The organism is Tamlana sp. s12 (assembly GCF_016767215.1).
Lineage (GTDB): Bacteria > Bacteroidota > Bacteroidia > Flavobacteriales > Flavobacteriaceae > Pseudotamlana > Pseudotamlana agarivorans.
Genome location: NZ_CP068547.1, coordinates 1,838,025 through 1,854,002 on the forward strand (window position 1 = coordinate 1,838,025; position 15,978 = coordinate 1,854,002).

Consider the following 15,978-nt stretch of genomic DNA (forward strand, 5'->3'; position numbering starts at 1 on the left):
TTATTTTTTTTGTATTACGGCATACTTAAGTTTACTTTTGAACAAATTAATTAAAATAATATGAGATTTTTGTGTTCATGGAGTGGTGGTAAGGATAGTTGTTACGCCTTTTATAAGGTTACAAAACTTGGTTTTGAGCCAACTGTACTTTTAAATGTTATGAATGAATTTGGAGACAGATCGCGGTCTCACGGTATTCCTAAAGACATCTTACAAGCGCAAGCTGAAGCCTTAGGCTTACCAATCCATTTTTTTAGTAGCACATGGACAGATTATGAGGTTAAATACATTGAAAATTTAAAGAAAATCACTCAGTCTTACCCTTTAACTCATGCTGTTTTTGGAGATATTGATATTGAATCGCATCGGGCTTGGGAAGAAAAAGTTTCAGCTGCAGCAGAGCTAGAGGCTATTTTGCCTTTATGGCAAGGGCATAGAAAACAATTGGTTTTAGAGATGATTGCTGCCGGCATTGAAGCCATCATTGTGTCTTGCAACCAAGAATTAGGTCCTGATTATCTTGGAAGGACAATGTCGTCTGATTTAGTGGAAGAGTTGGAAAATAAAGGAATTGATGCCTGTGGGGAAAATGGTGAGTTTCATACCTTGGTGGTTAATGCACCGTTTTTCAAGAATAAAATTGATGTTGACATAGAAAGCAAAGCTGTTTCAAGCAACTATAATTTTGCTAATTTGAAACTTGTAAGTCAACATCACTAATTAATTCAAAAGACTTACCCTGTAAACGGAGGTGAAACACATCGCCATAGTTTATTTTTATTTTGAATGAATCTTTTAATGGGATATCTAAAACGTGTGCAAGAAACGCACGAATTGGACCTGCATGGGATACAATAACGACGTTCTTCTGGGTTTTTAAAATTAATAAGGCTTGAAAAAAAGATCGTACTCGTGATGCTAGTTCACTGTAAGATTCTCCATTGGGAACGGCGGTGTTCACAAACTCTTGCATCCATGGATTCATTTCGGTTTCAGGAATGTCGTTCCACGGTTTTAGTTCCCAAGCACCAAAATTGAGTTCCTTCAAACGGTTGTCTAAAATGACTTGATTGCTTAAGGTATCAGCCAATTGGGTGCAACGTTTCAACGGACTAGAAAACACGCTGATATTTTCGTTTTGAGGAATTTTAGAAACTACGGTTTCAAATTCCGGTTGGAAATTTTCAATTAAATCCAAATCGGTTTGTCCGTAACAAATACCTTTCTCAACTTGTGGCGTGGTGTGTCTAATTAGATAAATTTCCATAAGGCTAAAATACTTAAATAAAAGATAACTTCTGAAAATTGTTGAACTGCTCCTGCACAATCGCCCGTTTGTCCGCCAAGCCATTTTTTAAACTTAGCTGCCAGATACATTTTGGCTAAATAACACGGGATTATGGTTGCGAAAACCCACCATGTTTTAAAAAAAAATAGTGGTAAAACACCAAAAATAGCGCTGCTGGCTAACATACCCATACTCATGCTTTTTGCTGCAGGCTTGGCCTTACTGTCTTCGGTATCGCGCACGTAGGGATGCGTATAAATAAGAGTCGTAGCTATAAATCGGCTTAGGCTATGTCCAGAAATAATGATTAGCGGAATGAGGTATACTGGCATATCAGTTAGCGCTAAAAATTTAATACCCAAAATTAAGCCTAGTCCTGCGGCACCATAAGTGCCCAATCGAGAATCTTTCATGATGAGTAAGATTTTCTCTTTGGTCCAGCCGCCACCTAATCCGTCGCAAACATCGGCAAAGCCATCTTCATGAAAGGCTCCTGTAGTATATATCGTGGCGACCATACTTAGGGCGATAGCAATTTCAGTTGAAAACACATAAGAAGCAGCATAGTAAACTAAGGCACCGATCGCCCCTACAATAATGCCGACTAAAGAAAAATATTTGGAACTCTTGGTTAAAAATTCAGGTTCATGATTGACCCACTTCGGACAAGGAATTCGCGTAAAAAACATGATGGCGGTAAGGAATATTTGGAGCTCTCTTTTCATATGTTTATATGTATTGTTTTTTAAGGGGCTCATGCGACACCCGTTTGATTATCGCCTTGGTTATCAATTTTTTTAAAGGGTGCTTCATGATTTTAGTTTTCAGACTCGCCACTAACACCAGCACTTTCAAAGCTAGCCATATGGTTTAAAAAATCTACTGAAGCTCTTAAAAGCGGAATTGCTAGAGCTGCTCCCGTACCTTCTCCTAATCGTAAACCTAGGTCTAAAAGAGGTTCAGCCTTTAAAAACGCTAACATATTTTTATGGCCTTGCTCATTGGAGTTATGGGCAAAAACAGCATGATCAATCACGTCGGGATTTATAGCTTTAGCGACTAAAAGTGCTGAGGTTACAATAAAGCCATCAATAACCACAACCATGTTTAATGCACTGGCTTTTATAATGGCCGCACAAATCATGGCGATTTCAAATCCGCCGAAAGTTGCCAGAGCTTCTTTAGGGGATTGTGGGGTATATTTTTGAAAAACGCTTTCAAGAATTTCAGCTTTTTTTGAGATACCTTGGGTGTCTAAACCAGTACCAGAGCCCACACAATCTTTAATTGGGGTTTTTGTGAAGTAACTCATTAACAAGGCTGCCGATGAGGTATTACTAATACCCATTTCACCAAAACCTATGGTGTTACAACCATTTTTATGAAGGTTCTCAACAATGGTTTCAGCCTTTTTAAACGCTTCTTCACACTGTTCCAATGTCATGGCTGGCTCATTTTGGTAATTCTTAGTACCAAAATCAATCTTGGCGTCAATAATACCTATTTCGCTATCAAACGTATGATTAACGCCAGCATCAACAACTTTTAAATCGATGTCGTTTGTTTTACTAAAAACATTGATTGCTGCACCGCCGTTTACAAAATTATAAACCATTTGTGCCGTTACTTCCTGCGGAAAAGGATTCACTTCACCTTTGGCAGCAATACCATGGTCTCCAGCAAAAACAACGATGGTTGGATTCGTGATTTTTGGGGTTTCAGTATTTTGAATACAGCCTATTTTAAAGGCTAGATCTTCTAATTTTCCTAAGGCACCAAGCGGTTTTGTTTTAGTGTCTATTTTGTGTTGAAGGGCTTGTTGTAAATCGGTTTTAACCATGATTAATTATTTTAGCGTTAGTGGTATTCCTGAAATCATTACGGTGGCTTTATCAGCGTTTTTGGCTATATATTGATTCATCCAACCTTGTAATTCGGTGAATTTTCGACTAATTTCGGTTTGGGCATGCACGCCCATTCCAATTTCATTGGAAATGATGATGATGGTAGCATCCAAATCTAAAAGTTTGTTGAATTCTACTTTAGCCAATTCTAAAGCTTTTTCAATATCGTTTTTTGTGTCGATAAAAAAATTGGTAAGCCATAAGGTTACGCAGTCTATAACAACAACATCTTTTGGGTTGATATGATTAGCAACTTCTTTTTCCTCTTCAATGGAAGTCCAGCGCTCATCACGATCGGCTTGATGTCGCTCTATGCGTTTTCTGTGATCACCGTCCCAAATTCGTGACGTTGCAATATATTTTGGACTGTTAGAAAAGGATAAAGCCAAGTTTTGGGCGTAACTGCTTTTACCTGAACGTTCGCCTCCTGTGATGTAGTAAATCATAATTCGATCTGATGTTAAGTAGCAAAGGTTAAAAACATTTCTTAAACAGGAAAGCTATATTAAAAGTATGTATTTTTGTTTTTTAATATTTGAAAATTATGATTATTTCTTCTTTTTTACCTGCAGTAACTCAAATGATTTATGACATGGGACTCCAAGATATGTTGGAGGGAATAACCTTTGAATGTCCTGCCCAGGCCTTAAATGAAAAGACACCTGTTGTAAGATGTGTTTTGGAAGGTAAAAATTATACGAGTAAGGAAATCGATACGTTATTTTCGAATAGTAAAAATAAAGGTGAAAGTTTATACTATGTAGATCAAGAAAAGTTAGAGCAGATTTTACCCGATGTCATTTTTACCCAAGATGTTTGTGAAGTATGCCAAATAGATACCGAATGTACTGCCGCTGCAGTTTCAATGTTGGAAAAAACACCAGAAATTATTGCTATTACACCACAGTCTTTAGATGATGTTTTTGATTCTGTTTTAACTATAGCAAAAGTACTTGGCCAAGAAAAAATAGGTAGAGCGCATGTTGATGCCTTAATGCAGCGCATAGATGACGTTATTGATATTCAAAGAAAAAATAGATTGCAACCTAAAAGTGTTTTGCTGTTAGAGTGGATAGACCCTTTATTTAATTGCGGGCACTGGATTCCTCATCAAATTGCTTATGCCGGAGGTATTGATATGATGTCACATCCATCAGGAGATAGTATTGTTATCCCTTGGGATAAAATTGTAAAATATAATCCTGAAGTTTTGGTTATCGCTCCATGTGGCTATACGGTAGCAAGAACATTAGAAGACATGAAGTTTTTGGAAGAAATGCCAGAATGGAACAGTTTAAGAGCCGTTCAAAATAATCAAGTATACATTGCAGACTTTGATATGTTTACACAACCTTCGGCGAGTACTTTGGTAAATGGTATTGAAAGTTTAGCAAAAATGATTCATCCAGACTACTATAAAACATCACCAGAACTCAATTCAAAATTTTATAATTATAAGGATCTATTAGTATCCAAATTATAAATAAAATACTATACATTTGCAGCGAATTTTGGTTCGATAGCAAATTTAGTATGCTTCACAATGAATAAGACTACTATCATTATCGATTAAAAGGGAATCTGGTTAAAATCCAGAACTGTTCCCGCAACTGTAAGCTTAGTACCCAATTTAATTGGGTATCTCTTTAAAAGAGATTCGTGTTACACTTTAATGTCACTGAGGTAAGAGATTGCCAAAGCAAATATAATTTGCTTCGCTATGATAACTTTGGGAAGACCAACACGGAGACGCAAGTCAGGAGACCTGCCATTTTCATAACAAAAAAATAAAACTTTCGGGATAAAGGTTTAGTTATTATGAAAAAAATCTTTTTTAAAACATTATTGTTTTTTGTCTGTTTTCATGGTGTTGCTCAAAACGATAGCCTGGTTAATCGTTTAGGTGAGGTCGTTATCGTATCAGATAGAAAATTAACAAATCATTCAGCAGGTTATAAAGTTGAAACATTAAACGATTCCATAATTGTAAATAATTTAGAATCCTTTAGCGCTTTGTTGCGTTTTAATTCTCCATTATACATCAAAGAATATGGGGCAGGAGGAACCAGTACGGCTAGTTTTAGGGGTACTAGCGCTTCCAACACTGCTGTTATTTGGAATGGTATTAATATTAACTCCATTAACAATGGGCAAACAGGGTTTAATTCTTTAACGGTTAGTTTATTTGATGCCATTGATATACGAAGTGGCGGTGGAAGTTTAGAATATGGTTCTGGAGCCATAGGTGGTACGATTCATTTGAACGATAATTTGAAATTTTCAAATGATGAGTTTGTCAGCAATCAGTTTATAGCTTCATTGGGGAGTTATGATACTTATAACGGCTTGTATAAATTAAAAATTTCAAATTCTAAATGGACTATAAACGCAGGACTATCCTATAATCAATCGGAAAATGATTATCCGTTATTAGGTACAGATTATAAAAACACGAATGGCGCATACGAAAACTTGGGTTTTAATGTTAGTGGTTCTTTCTTGCTAACGAAGTTTTCTAAACTAAATTTTTATAGTTCAAACTATTTTGGAGAGCGTTTGTTTTCGGGAGAATTACCAAATCCGACGTCTGCTAATGATAAGTATCAAGATATTAATTACAGGAATTTATTGGTATACACTTTTGACAATAAAAGGTTAAGCCATGAAGCCAAATTGGCTTACTTATTTCAAGAATATAGGTATTTTGATGATAAAGCTTCTGAGACCTTCAATTTTGGGTTATCAGATCGGTATTTGTTAAATTATAATGTGAGTTATCGTTTACCCAAGTGGCATGCAACCGTATCTTCTTATTCTGAATATGAATCTGCTTTTGGAAAAACAGATCAAATAACAGAGCGAAACAGAAAACAGTTTTCTCAGTCTTTTATTTACGACCAGCATATCAACCGAATCCTATATTTTGATGCTAAAATTAGAAAGGACTTTAACTCCGATTATCAAGTGCCGTTTACTTATGCTTTAGGATTAAAAGTAAAACCATTAAATCATTTTTTTATTAGAGCCAATGGGTCTAAAAATTATAGAGTGCCCACTTACAACGATTTATATTGGCCAGGTCAAGGGAACCTAGATTTAATTCCCGAAAGTGCTTTGCAATCAGAAGTGGGAGTGGGGTATAAAAACAACCAGTTTTCAATAGATGTTGGTGCCTTCTATATCCAGGCAAAAGATAAAATAATTTGGACGCCTAATGGCGATGCAAATAGACCAGGCGTTTGGGTGCCCATAAACTTATCGGAAGTCACTAATAAAGGGCTTGAGGTCGTTATGTCTTATAAAAAGAATCTTAATAAGCATCAATTAGTATTAAATGCCAATTATAATTACACCCTTGCCATTGATGGTGCCACCGATCTTCAGGTCATATTTGTGCCAAAGAATTTATTTAATGGAAATTTAGGCTACAACTACAAAAGATTCAGCTTTTTTTATCAGCAGTTGTTTAATGGTAAAGTGTATACTACAGCAAGTAATTCTGAAGATTTTGTAATACCTCATTACTTTGTTGCTAATACAGGTATAGATTTTAAGCTTTTAAATACTCAAAATCAGCAATTAAAAATGGGGATTAAGGTAAATAATGTATTTAATAAATACTATGTAACCCAGCCAAGACGCCCGATGCCAAATAGAAACTTTAATTTTAATATAAACTATATTTTTTAAATTATGAAAATCAATAAATTATTATCAGCACTTTTTATTTTTAGTGTTTTACTTTTTAATTCATGTTCTAACGACGATGATGGGAGTGACAACTTACCAAAAGGAGCATACGAAAATGGTATTTTAATTAGCGGTGAAGGTAGCGGAGCTGGAACCGGTTCTGTGTCTTTTGTTTCAGAAGATTTATCGTTTTCTGAAAATTTAATTTTTAAGAAAAATAACAACGATCTTGAACTAGGAACTTTTTTGCAATCTATAGCTTTTAATGATTCTAAAGCGTTTATAGTTGTAGATAATACCAATACCATTACAGTAGTGGACCGATATACTTTTGAATATGAAGGTGAAATTATAGAAGGTTTATCGGCGCCTAGATTTATGACTATTGTTGGAAACAAAGGTTATGTAACGAACTGGGGATCTACTTCGGATGATACTGACGATTTTGTGGCTGTAGTCGATTTAAGTACTTACGCTGTTGAAGGTACTATTAGTGTTGGTAATGGACCTGAAAGAATTATTGCAAAAGGCGGGAAGTTATTTGTGTCTCATAAAGGTGCATATACTACTAATAATATTGTTTCAGTTATTGATATAGCAACTGAAAACCTTCAAGAGATTACTGTAAAAGATAATCCTGATGAATTAGAGTTTAACAGTGCAGGTAATTTAGTTGTTTTATCTGAAGGAAGAACCATTTATGATGCCGACTGGAATGTGATTGGTAACACTGAAGGAAGTATTTCTACTATTAATACGAGCTCATTAGAAGTAGATTCAGAGATCGTTTTCGCAGAAGGTGAACATCCTTCATTAATGGTTGTTAATAATGGTGATATTTATTATGCTTCAAATGGAAAAGTGTATACTATTGATGAAAACGCTGGTTCTCTATCTACGACATCAATTGTGGAATCTCAAGGCTATTTATATGGATTAGAAGTAGAAAATGATAATATTTATTTGCTTGATGCTAATTTTTCAGATTTAAGTGAATTACATGTTTACGATTTAGGAACTCAAGCTAAAATAGAAACAGTAAGCGTGGCTTTAGGAGCTTCTAAAATATATTTTAATTAATATCATTTAGGTGTAAACCTTACTAATTAGAGGTTTTCTTAAAAGTTAAAACAAACGTCATTCTGTACGCGATACAGAATCTCCTGATATTGAAATTCAATGGTTATGAGAATCTGAAATAAATTCAGATTGACGTAAAATCGACTTCTAAGAAAGCCTCTTTTTTATGGAATCAAATCACAATACCAAACACCATATTTTTCCGAATCACTTTTGCAGATGTTATCATCGTTATCATCTGTTTTAGGTCGGTTATATTCTCTTAGGACTTTTTCACCAATGGTAAAGGGGATTGGTTTATTAAAAATAGGGCCGTCGAAGCAAAAGGTATGAAATTCACCGTTTTCTCCACAAGGATCAACGCCTTCTGGTAAGTTTGCAATAAAGTCTTTATCGATTACGGTACCCACAAAATCTTCGCTAAAATATTTAGAGTTGGCACAAACAATAATGGTTTTAAAACCCAAATCTAAAAACTCATTTAGTAGGGCTTTAGTGTCGCGTTTCCAAATAGGAAAAACAGCTTTAAACCCTTGTTTAGTCAATTGATTTTCTCTGTAAACACGTAGATCTTCTAAAAAAATATCGCCAAAAGCACTGTGTGTAAACCCTTCGTTTTTAAGTTGGGTAACTGTTTCTTTCATTTTTTGCTCATACACTTCCATGCTAGGCATTTCAGGAAGTTCAATAAGTCGCGCAGGAATGTTAATCGCATCAGTTTGAGCTTGTAAAAGTTCTTTTCTTAGGCCATGCATCGATACCCGATTATAATGACTGTTCACGGTAGTGATTAAGGCATCAACCGCGTAATTTTCATCTTGTAATAAATGATATAATGCTAAAGCTGAGTCTTTTCCAGAGCTCCAATTGAAGTAGGTTTTATGCGTATTCAAAATTTAAAATTTATTTGAGTATTGAAGACAATGGTTTATTCACATGCATACCTGGTTGAACAGTTTTAAAAGCGTCACTGCTATTAATCATTTCAAGTGGATAGGTTTTAGATGGTGCTTTTTTAGCTATTCCTGTAATGGTGGATAAGGCAGCAGATAGAAGCGGTTCGTTAACATCACCTAAAACCCCCATGTTAGTCACCTGTTCTCCCAATTCAATTGCAGGGGTTAGACCGTTAAAATAATCGGTTTCACCATCTGCATTTAAGGATTTGTAAATAAGGGGTTGCATGGCATAAGTATGTGCTGGATTGGCCCCTTGACGGCCAAAATCTGGAGAGTCATATAAAGTTGTTGATGCTTGATATTTTCCAGCGGTTGTCGTTCCTATTTGAATGACTTGGATGTAGGGCTTTAAACCATTTATCACCAATTCACTTGCCGAAGCACTTCTACCAGTGGTAAGCACATATACCTTAGAAAGGTTTAAACTATTAAGGGAAGAGCCGTTAAGGCTATTTACAAAACGATTGATGAGTTGTTCTGGAGCTTCCTGCTCAAAAGTAGCTTGGATTTCAGAATTCCATTGCTCGGTACAGAATATGTCTCCGTTAAACTGTCCTGTAATCATACTAGAAAGTAAAATGGCGCTATTTACCGAGCCACCAGAATTGTAACGTAAATCTAAAACTAAATCGCTTATACCTGCACTCTTAAAAGCACCAAAAGCTTGATTTAAAGCTTGATTATAAGCGTCGGTTCCAGTGAAGGCATTATACATTAAATAGCCAATTTTTCTTTGGCTTTGTTCTATAACTTTTTGAATATAAACAGGATTTTCATCGTACTGTGTCTTCGTTAGTGAAATACTTTTGTTTATTGGCGTGATGCTATCATCAGAGGTGTCGTCGGTATCATTGGTGTTATACTCACCAAGATCTATGGTGTAGCTTGACTGATTTAATAGCTGTAAATAATTGCCGGTATTAAGACTTGTGCCATCAACCGCATAAAAAATATCACCGCGGGTAACCCCCTTGCTTTGAGCATGGGTATCGGGTAGCACATAAGTAACCACTCCAAAAAGCGTCGAGGAAGCACTTGGAAAGCGATACAGCTGAAACTCCATTCCATTGGTGATGCTCACGCCTTGAAAAGACTCCTCTAAAGCAATAAAATCATCTACAATCCAACTAAAGCGATCTACAGTCGGGCGTTCATAAATTAAGTTTTCAAATAGGTCTTCAGGTCTAGAAAATCCATTTAAATAGTTAATGTATGCTTCATTATTTGCAAAACGGTTGTTTGCTAAATCGGGAACATCATCTTTATACAAATAAAAGAGATTCATACCGCTCCATACAAAATCATTTATTTCAGTAGTGGTAATCGGTTGATCATCTAAATCTTCAAAACAACTTACCGTTATTAGAGCGACTATGAATAGTGAAAGTAGGCCTTTTATTTGCTTCATTTACAAGTGTTTTATTTGGTTTTTAATGTGGTATACATACCTTTTCCTAAAGGTTTGAAGTCATTGCTTTCTGCAATGTGATCCACTTTTATACCCTTAACTGCTTTAAGATTTTCGTATGATTTTGTAGTTGTTCCGCTAATCAAAGAAAGCGCTTTGGCTAAAAAGGGATCTGTGTCTTCACCAAGTTCTCCTAGGTTTTCTATGTTCTCACCTTCAAAACTCGATCCCGAATTGGTTTGGTAAGTTATGATATGATCTGGGGTTAATCCGTTATCGTAATCAGAGACTCCATTTATATTTGAAGACTTATATACAAGAGGTTGCATAGCGTAGGTGTGGTTGGGGTTTGCATTATCTCTGCTAAAATCTGGCGCGTCATACAATGTAATCGATGCGGTATATTTACCAGCTGTGTTTGTGCCTATTTGCACAACATCGATGTAAGGATCTAATCCATTTATAACAAGTTCACTGGCAGATGCCGACCCACCAGTAGTAAGTACATAAACCTTATTTAGGTTTAATGTGGTAATAGGACTATCGTCTGTAAGAGCTTTAGGAAAACGGTTAATTAAAAAATCTGGATCTACTTGTTCAAAATATGCTTGGTATTTTGGGTTCCACTGTTCGGTAATAATAATGTCGTTTTCAAATTGTCCCGTTATCATGGAGCATAATGCTAGGGCTGAACTCACACGACCTCCTGGGTTATATCTTAAATCTAAAACCAATTCTGTAATCCCTTGAGATTTTAATTCGGCAATGCTATTGTTTAATTCTGAATCAAAATTAGCAATAAAACTATTGTACATTAAATAGCCTATTTTAGTGCCGTTAAGTTCAATAACTTTATTAATATGAATAGGGTTTTCTGTAAAATTTGTTTTCGTTAAAGTGACGTTTTTATTGGTTAATTCAATTTGGCTATTACTTATCGTAGCTATGCCAAGGGTGTAACTGCTGTTATTTCCAAACAATAGGTCGTAGTAGTTAGAAACAGTGAGTTGTTGACCATCAACTGTTAAAAATAATTCTCCTCTTTTGATGTCTTTTGTTGAGGCATCTGAACCATTTGCTACATATCTTACATAACCTAATACATCGTTAGTATTCCCTATGCGTACGAGTCCGAAGTCCAAACCATTACTAAGGGTTGTTCCTTGAAAGGAGTTTTCTAAAGCAATATAATCATTAACTAAAAAGCTAAATCGGTCAACCTCTCCTCTTCGATATAACAGGCTTTCAAATAAATCTTCTGGACTGTTATAGGTGTTTAGAAACGAGAAATAATCGTCGGTATTGTTAAATTTATTATCAGCCAAATTCGGTACTTTGTCCTGCCACAAATAAATTTCATTTAAACCTAACCAAATAAAATCATTCACTTCATTTTGTAATACAACAGGACCTTCCTCTTCTGGAGTAGGCAGTTCTTCTTCAGGTTCTGGAGTTGGAGGCGTATCTTCTTTGGAGCAGCTAGTGCATGCTAAGGTAAAGCATAGAATAAAAAATAAAAGTCGAGGGAAGTGTTTTAAAATGTACATAAAGTTTGGTAAATAAAATAGTTGGTAAATATTTAGCTAAATTACTTACAAAATCGAGTAATAAAAAATATAATGTTACTGTTACTTAAAATAATATAGCAAAAGTAAAACTAAATTAGATTTGAATAGAAACTAATAAAAGCTGATACTTATTGCTTAAGTTGAAGCTAATTTGACAGGAAATATTTTTGCTATGTAACAAAACGATCGTTAACTCGTCGTAATAACAGAAAGCATAAAAAAACTGTTTTTTCTGATAACGAAAACCAAAAATGAACCAAAAGGAGTTTTTAGATTTAGTATCACCATTTAAAGATAAGTTGTTTCGTATGGCTAAACGCTTATTGGTTTCTACGGAAGAAGCCGAAGATGCCACCCAGGAGGTTCTTATCAAATTATGGAATAATAAGTCTAAAATTCCAGCCTATAAAAATGTAGAGGCTTTTTCGATGACGATGACTAAAAATTATTGTTATGATAAGTTGAAATCGAAGCAGTCACAAAACCTAAAAATTGTGCATAGCAATTATGAAGACAAGCAGGTTGGGGTTCAAAAGCAAGTGGAGTTGAATGATAGTCTGCATTGGGTTGAAAAAATTATGGAACAACTACCAGAGCAACAACGTTTAATCGTTCAGCTACGGGATATTGAAGCTTACGATTTTGATGAAATTTCTAAAATACTAGATATGAATCCTACAGCAGTACGGGTAGCCTTATCAAGAGCAAGAAAAACAATTAGAGAAAAACTGACTAATACGCATAATTATGGTATTAAATAAGATACAAAAGTTACTAGAAAAATATGAAAATGGCGAAACCTCTATAGCCGAAGAGCAGGAGTTGAAACGTTTTTTTACCGAATCTGATGTTCCAGAACATTTAGAGGTTTATAAATCAATTTTCACCTATTTTTCGGTAAATCAGCAGGAAACTTTTAACAAAGTATTGCCTTTAAAAAAGACACCAGTTATTCCTTATAAATGGCTAACGGCTGTTGCTGCTACGGTAGTATTGCTTTTAGGTTTTTATCTGGGTAATCGAACTGAAAATCAAGACTTAGGTACTTTTAACGATCCAGAGTTGGCCTTTATGGAAGTGTCAAAGTCCTTAGAAATGATTTCAACAAAGTTTAATCAAGGCGCCTCAACAGTAGGTTATTTAGATGAAGTCAATAAAGGGACTTCAACTTTAAATTATCTGAATGAAATGGAAAATGCCACACAAATAATATTTAAAAAAGAGAAAAAATGAAAACTTCAAATCACATAAATACAAAAACTATGAAAAATAAATTTTTAGTACTGCTACTTGCGGTAGTGTTATGGCCATTATCAGGATGGGCGCAAAGCGATATTTTTGAAAAATATAGCGATAATACAGAGGTGACCTATGTTTCAATCAAGCCAAAAATGTTTCAGATGATTGCAAAAATGGGCATTAATGTCGATGACCCAGAGGCCGAAGCTTACATGGATATGGTTAAAAGTATCACCAGTTTTAAAACCATTATCACAGCTAATAAAGGTATTGCCGGTGATATCTCTAAATGGGTGTCTTCAAGATCAAACAGTTTGGAAGAGCTTATGGAGGTAAAGGAAGAAGGTACCGATGTTAAATTCTATGTTAAGGAAGGTAAAGATTCAGACCATGTTAAAGAACTTTTGATTTTTGTAAATGGCGTGGATAAAGTGCTTAAAAATCAAGGAGTAGAAGTTAATGGTGAAAACCGAGATATTGAAACTGTAGTGGTTTCGCTTACAGGTGATATCGATTTAAAGCAAATTTCTAAGCTTACCGATAAAATGAATATTCCTGCAGGGAAACATTTAGACAAGAAAAAATAATCGTAATCATCATGACCATGAAAAACATATTCAAAAACATCATGCCTTTGCTTTTAATTGCGGTTTTATTTACGAGCTGTAATAATAGTGAAAGTTTACAACGCTATTTTGTAGAGCACCAAGAAACTAAAGGTTTTGTGTCGCAGGATTTTCCTTTATCGATGATCGAGGTTGATCAATCCAATTTCACCGAAAAGCAGCAAGAGGCTTATCAGTCTGTTCAAAAACTAAACTTTTTAGGTTTTAAAGTAGATCCCGAAAATCAGTCGGTTTACGAAACGGAACTCGCTAAGGTTAAAACCATTTTAAGTAACGAAAAATACAATGAGTTAATCGACTTAAGCGATAAAGGCAAACATCTTTCCGTAAAATATTTGGGTGAAAATGATGAAGCCGATGAGTTTATCTTGTTTGGATATGCCAAAGAAAGAGGTTTCGCCGTAGTACGGGTTTTAGGTCATGATATGACGCCCGAAAAAATGATTAGTTTGGTTGAAGCTATGAAAAACGCGAATATTGATGAAGCGCAGTTTCAAAAAATTGGTGATTTTTTTAGGTAATCAATGTTATAGGCTATAAGCTGGATGCTTTATACTAAAAAAGCTGTCTAAAAAGTATTGCGCTCTGTGTTTAACAGGATGCTACTTTCTAGACAGCTTTTTTATTTTATTACAAGCTTAAATTACTTCTGCTGATTGTGTCGTGATTTTGTTTTCATGTAAATGATGTTAATCACAACGGCAGAAAAAATAAGTGTCATTATAGTTAAAACAATAAAATTATCTAGGATGTCTAGAATTCCGAATGAAAAAATTCCAGCTACCATCAACATGGTTAATCCTAATGATTGTTTATCGCTTAACATAAATATTATTAAATTCCAGTATAGTTACTAGGAGTAATACGTTTTAATTCAGCTTTTATTGTGTCAGACACCTCTAAAGTATCGATAAAACTAGAAATGGACTCTTGATTTATTTTGGCGTTTGTTCTTGTTAACCCTTTTAAAGCTTCATATGGATTCGGATAAGCCTCACGACGTAAAATCGTTTGAATAGCTTCAGCAACTACAGCCCAGTTATTTTCTAAATCATCAGCAAATTTACCTTCATTTAAAAGTAATTTGTTCAAGCCTTTTAAAGTAGATTTAAAACCAATAAGTGTATGTCCGAAAGGCACACCAACATTACGTAAAACGGTACTGTCGGTTAAATCACGTTGTAATCTAGAAATAGGCAATTTAGCCGAAAGATGCTCAAATACAGCGTTAGCAATACCTAAGTTACCTTCAGAGTTTTCAAAATCGATAGGATTTACTTTATGTGGCATCGCCGAGCTTCCTACTTCTCCAGCTTTAATTTTTTGTTTGAAATAATCATTAGACACGTATGTCCAGATATCTCTATTCAAATCAATAATAATTGTGTTAATACGTTTTAAGGCATCAAATAAAGCAGCCATAAAATCGTAATGCTCAATTTGAGTTGTTGGAAATGAATGGTGTAAGCCTAGTTTTTCTTCAACAAAATGGCTACCAAAAGCTTTCCAGTCATTATTTGGGTAAGCCACATGGTGTGCGTTAAAATTACCTGTTGCACCACCAAATTTGGCTGCGTTAGGAATGGTTTTTAAAACCTCAAATTGTGCTTCTAAACGCACTACAAAAACTTCAATTTCTTTCCCTAAACGGGTTGGAGATGCTGGTTGACCATGCGTTCTAGCTAACATAGAAATGGCTGACCAATCTTTAGCTAATTCTTTTAATTTATCTACAACCGTCGTATATTCTGGAATATAAACATCGTTTATAGCTTCCTTAATACTTAACGGAATAGCGGTATTGTTAATATCTTGAGAGGTTAAACCAAAGTGAATAAACTCTTTGTATTCAGACAATCCTAAGGCGTCAAATTTTTCTTTAATGAAATATTCAACTGCTTTAACATCATGGTTAGTAACACTTTCAATTTTCTTTATGGCAAGGGCATCTTCCGAAGAAAAATCTTTGTAAATCGCTCGTAAACTATCAAAAAGCGAAGCATCAACCGATTTTAACTGTGGTAACGGAATTTCGCAAAGTGCAATAAAGTATTCTATTTCTACTAAAACGCGGTATTTGATTAAAGCTTCCTCCGAAAAATAAGGAGCTAATTCGCTAACTTTACTTCTATAACGACCATCAATTGGTGAGATGGCATTTAATGCTGATAGTGACATAAATTTTTGATTTTAAGAAGTCGCAAAGATAGGTTTTT

General features: G+C 34.9%; 17 protein-coding genes and 1 riboswitch. Of the genes, 8 read left to right on the forward strand and 9 right to left on the reverse strand.

Features of this window, described 5'->3' with window-relative positions; translation table 11 throughout:
* The first annotated feature begins 60 nt into the window (after positions 1-60).
* Positions 61-720, forward strand: coding sequence for a diphthine--ammonia ligase (locus JJL45_RS07960; protein WP_068602987.1), 660 nt, complete (start codon positions 61-63; stop codon positions 718-720).
* Here JJL45_RS07960 and cobC read toward each other — a convergent pair.
* The 4 genes from cobC to JJL45_RS07980 all read right to left on the reverse strand — a co-directional run bounded on the left by cobC (position 689) and on the right by JJL45_RS07980 (position 3,638).
* Entirely contained in the window at positions 689-1,267 is a 579-nt protein-coding gene (gene cobC / locus JJL45_RS07965; protein WP_068602986.1) for an alpha-ribazole phosphatase, read from the reverse strand. The genes JJL45_RS07960 and cobC overlap by 32 nt on opposite strands.
* Positions 1,252-2,013, reverse strand: coding sequence for an adenosylcobinamide-GDP ribazoletransferase (locus tag JJL45_RS07970; protein WP_067148496.1), 762 nt, complete (start codon positions 2,011-2,013; stop codon positions 1,252-1,254). The genes cobC and JJL45_RS07970 overlap by 16 nt, the downstream gene beginning before the upstream one ends.
* Before the next feature lie 92 nt (positions 2,014-2,105).
* The gene (gene cobT, locus JJL45_RS07975; protein ID WP_068602985.1) at positions 2,106-3,128 is read right to left on the reverse strand and encodes a nicotinate-nucleotide--dimethylbenzimidazole phosphoribosyltransferase; all 1,023 of its coding nucleotides are present in this window, start codon (positions 3,126-3,128) and stop codon (positions 2,106-2,108) included.
* Between the two features lie 6 nt (positions 3,129-3,134).
* Complete coding sequence (locus JJL45_RS07980) at positions 3,135-3,638, reverse strand: bifunctional adenosylcobinamide kinase/adenosylcobinamide-phosphate guanylyltransferase (RefSeq protein ID WP_068602984.1); 504 nt, start codon at positions 3,636-3,638, stop codon at positions 3,135-3,137.
* A gap of 98 nt (positions 3,639-3,736) precedes the next feature.
* Between JJL45_RS07980 and JJL45_RS07985 the strand changes: the two genes are divergently transcribed.
* The 3 genes from JJL45_RS07985 to JJL45_RS07995 all read left to right on the forward strand — a co-directional run bounded on the left by JJL45_RS07985 (position 3,737) and on the right by JJL45_RS07995 (position 7,962).
* A complete protein-coding gene (locus JJL45_RS07985; RefSeq protein ID WP_068602983.1) occupies positions 3,737-4,675 on the forward strand; it encodes an ABC transporter substrate-binding protein in 939 nt (312 codons plus the stop codon).
* 34 nt (positions 4,676-4,709) lie between these two features.
* A riboswitch (cobalamin riboswitch) is annotated at positions 4,710-4,980 on the forward strand.
* A gap of 30 nt (positions 4,981-5,010) precedes the next feature.
* Positions 5,011-6,882 carry a TonB-dependent receptor plug domain-containing protein gene (locus tag JJL45_RS07990; protein WP_068602982.1) on the forward strand — a complete coding sequence of 624 codons (1,872 nt, stop codon included), beginning with the start codon at positions 5,011-5,013 and terminating at the stop codon, positions 6,880-6,882.
* A 3-nt stretch (positions 6,883-6,885) separates the two neighbouring features.
* Positions 6,886-7,962 carry a YncE family protein gene (locus JJL45_RS07995; RefSeq protein ID WP_068602981.1) on the forward strand — a complete coding sequence of 359 codons (1,077 nt, stop codon included), beginning with the start codon at positions 6,886-6,888 and terminating at the stop codon, positions 7,960-7,962.
* 164 nt (positions 7,963-8,126) lie between these two features.
* Here JJL45_RS07995 and JJL45_RS08000 read toward each other — a convergent pair whose 3' ends face one another.
* Genes JJL45_RS08000 through JJL45_RS08010 form a run of 3 tightly spaced genes read right to left on the reverse strand, consistent with a single transcriptional unit; the run spans position 8,127 to position 11,876 of the window.
* Positions 8,127-8,855, reverse strand: coding sequence for a diphthine--ammonia ligase (locus JJL45_RS08000; protein WP_068602980.1), 729 nt, complete (start codon positions 8,853-8,855; stop codon positions 8,127-8,129).
* A 10-nt stretch (positions 8,856-8,865) separates the two neighbouring features.
* Entirely contained in the window at positions 8,866-10,329 is a 1,464-nt protein-coding gene (locus JJL45_RS08005) for a S41 family peptidase (RefSeq protein WP_068602979.1), read from the reverse strand.
* Positions 10,330-10,340: 11 nt separating this feature from the next.
* Positions 10,341-11,876 (reverse strand): S41 family peptidase, encoded by a 1,536-nt coding sequence (locus JJL45_RS08010; RefSeq protein WP_068602978.1) that lies wholly within the window; start codon positions 11,874-11,876, stop codon positions 10,341-10,343.
* 272 nt (positions 11,877-12,148) lie between these two features.
* On the opposite strand from JJL45_RS08010, the gene JJL45_RS08015 reads away from it, so the two are divergent.
* Genes JJL45_RS08015 through JJL45_RS08030 form a run of 4 tightly spaced genes read left to right on the forward strand, consistent with a single transcriptional unit; the run spans position 12,149 to position 14,283 of the window.
* A complete protein-coding gene (locus JJL45_RS08015) occupies positions 12,149-12,658 on the forward strand; it encodes an RNA polymerase sigma factor (protein ID WP_067148469.1) in 510 nt (169 codons plus the stop codon).
* Complete coding sequence (locus tag JJL45_RS08020) at positions 12,645-13,130, forward strand: hypothetical protein (protein WP_068602977.1); 486 nt, start codon at positions 12,645-12,647, stop codon at positions 13,128-13,130. Before JJL45_RS08015 ends, JJL45_RS08020 begins: the two co-directional genes overlap by 14 nt.
* Positions 13,131-13,159: 29 nt before the next feature.
* Positions 13,160-13,723: a DUF4252 domain-containing protein gene (locus JJL45_RS08025; protein ID WP_068603141.1), complete on the forward strand. Its 564-nt coding sequence runs from the start codon at positions 13,160-13,162 to the stop codon at positions 13,721-13,723.
* A 17-nt stretch (positions 13,724-13,740) separates the two neighbouring features.
* A complete protein-coding gene (locus JJL45_RS08030) occupies positions 13,741-14,283 on the forward strand; it encodes a DUF4252 domain-containing protein (RefSeq protein WP_068603140.1) in 543 nt (180 codons plus the stop codon).
* 122 nt (positions 14,284-14,405) lie between these two features.
* On the opposite strand, the gene JJL45_RS08035 is transcribed toward JJL45_RS08030, so the two are convergent.
* Both JJL45_RS08035 and purB read right to left on the reverse strand, forming a co-directional pair.
* Complete coding sequence (locus JJL45_RS08035; RefSeq protein WP_068602976.1) at positions 14,406-14,588, reverse strand: hypothetical protein; 183 nt, start codon at positions 14,586-14,588, stop codon at positions 14,406-14,408.
* Between the two features lie 8 nt (positions 14,589-14,596).
* Positions 14,597-15,940 (reverse strand): adenylosuccinate lyase, encoded by a 1,344-nt coding sequence (gene purB, locus JJL45_RS08040; RefSeq protein ID WP_068602975.1) that lies wholly within the window; start codon positions 15,938-15,940, stop codon positions 14,597-14,599.
* Positions 15,941-15,978: the final 38 nt, after the last annotated feature.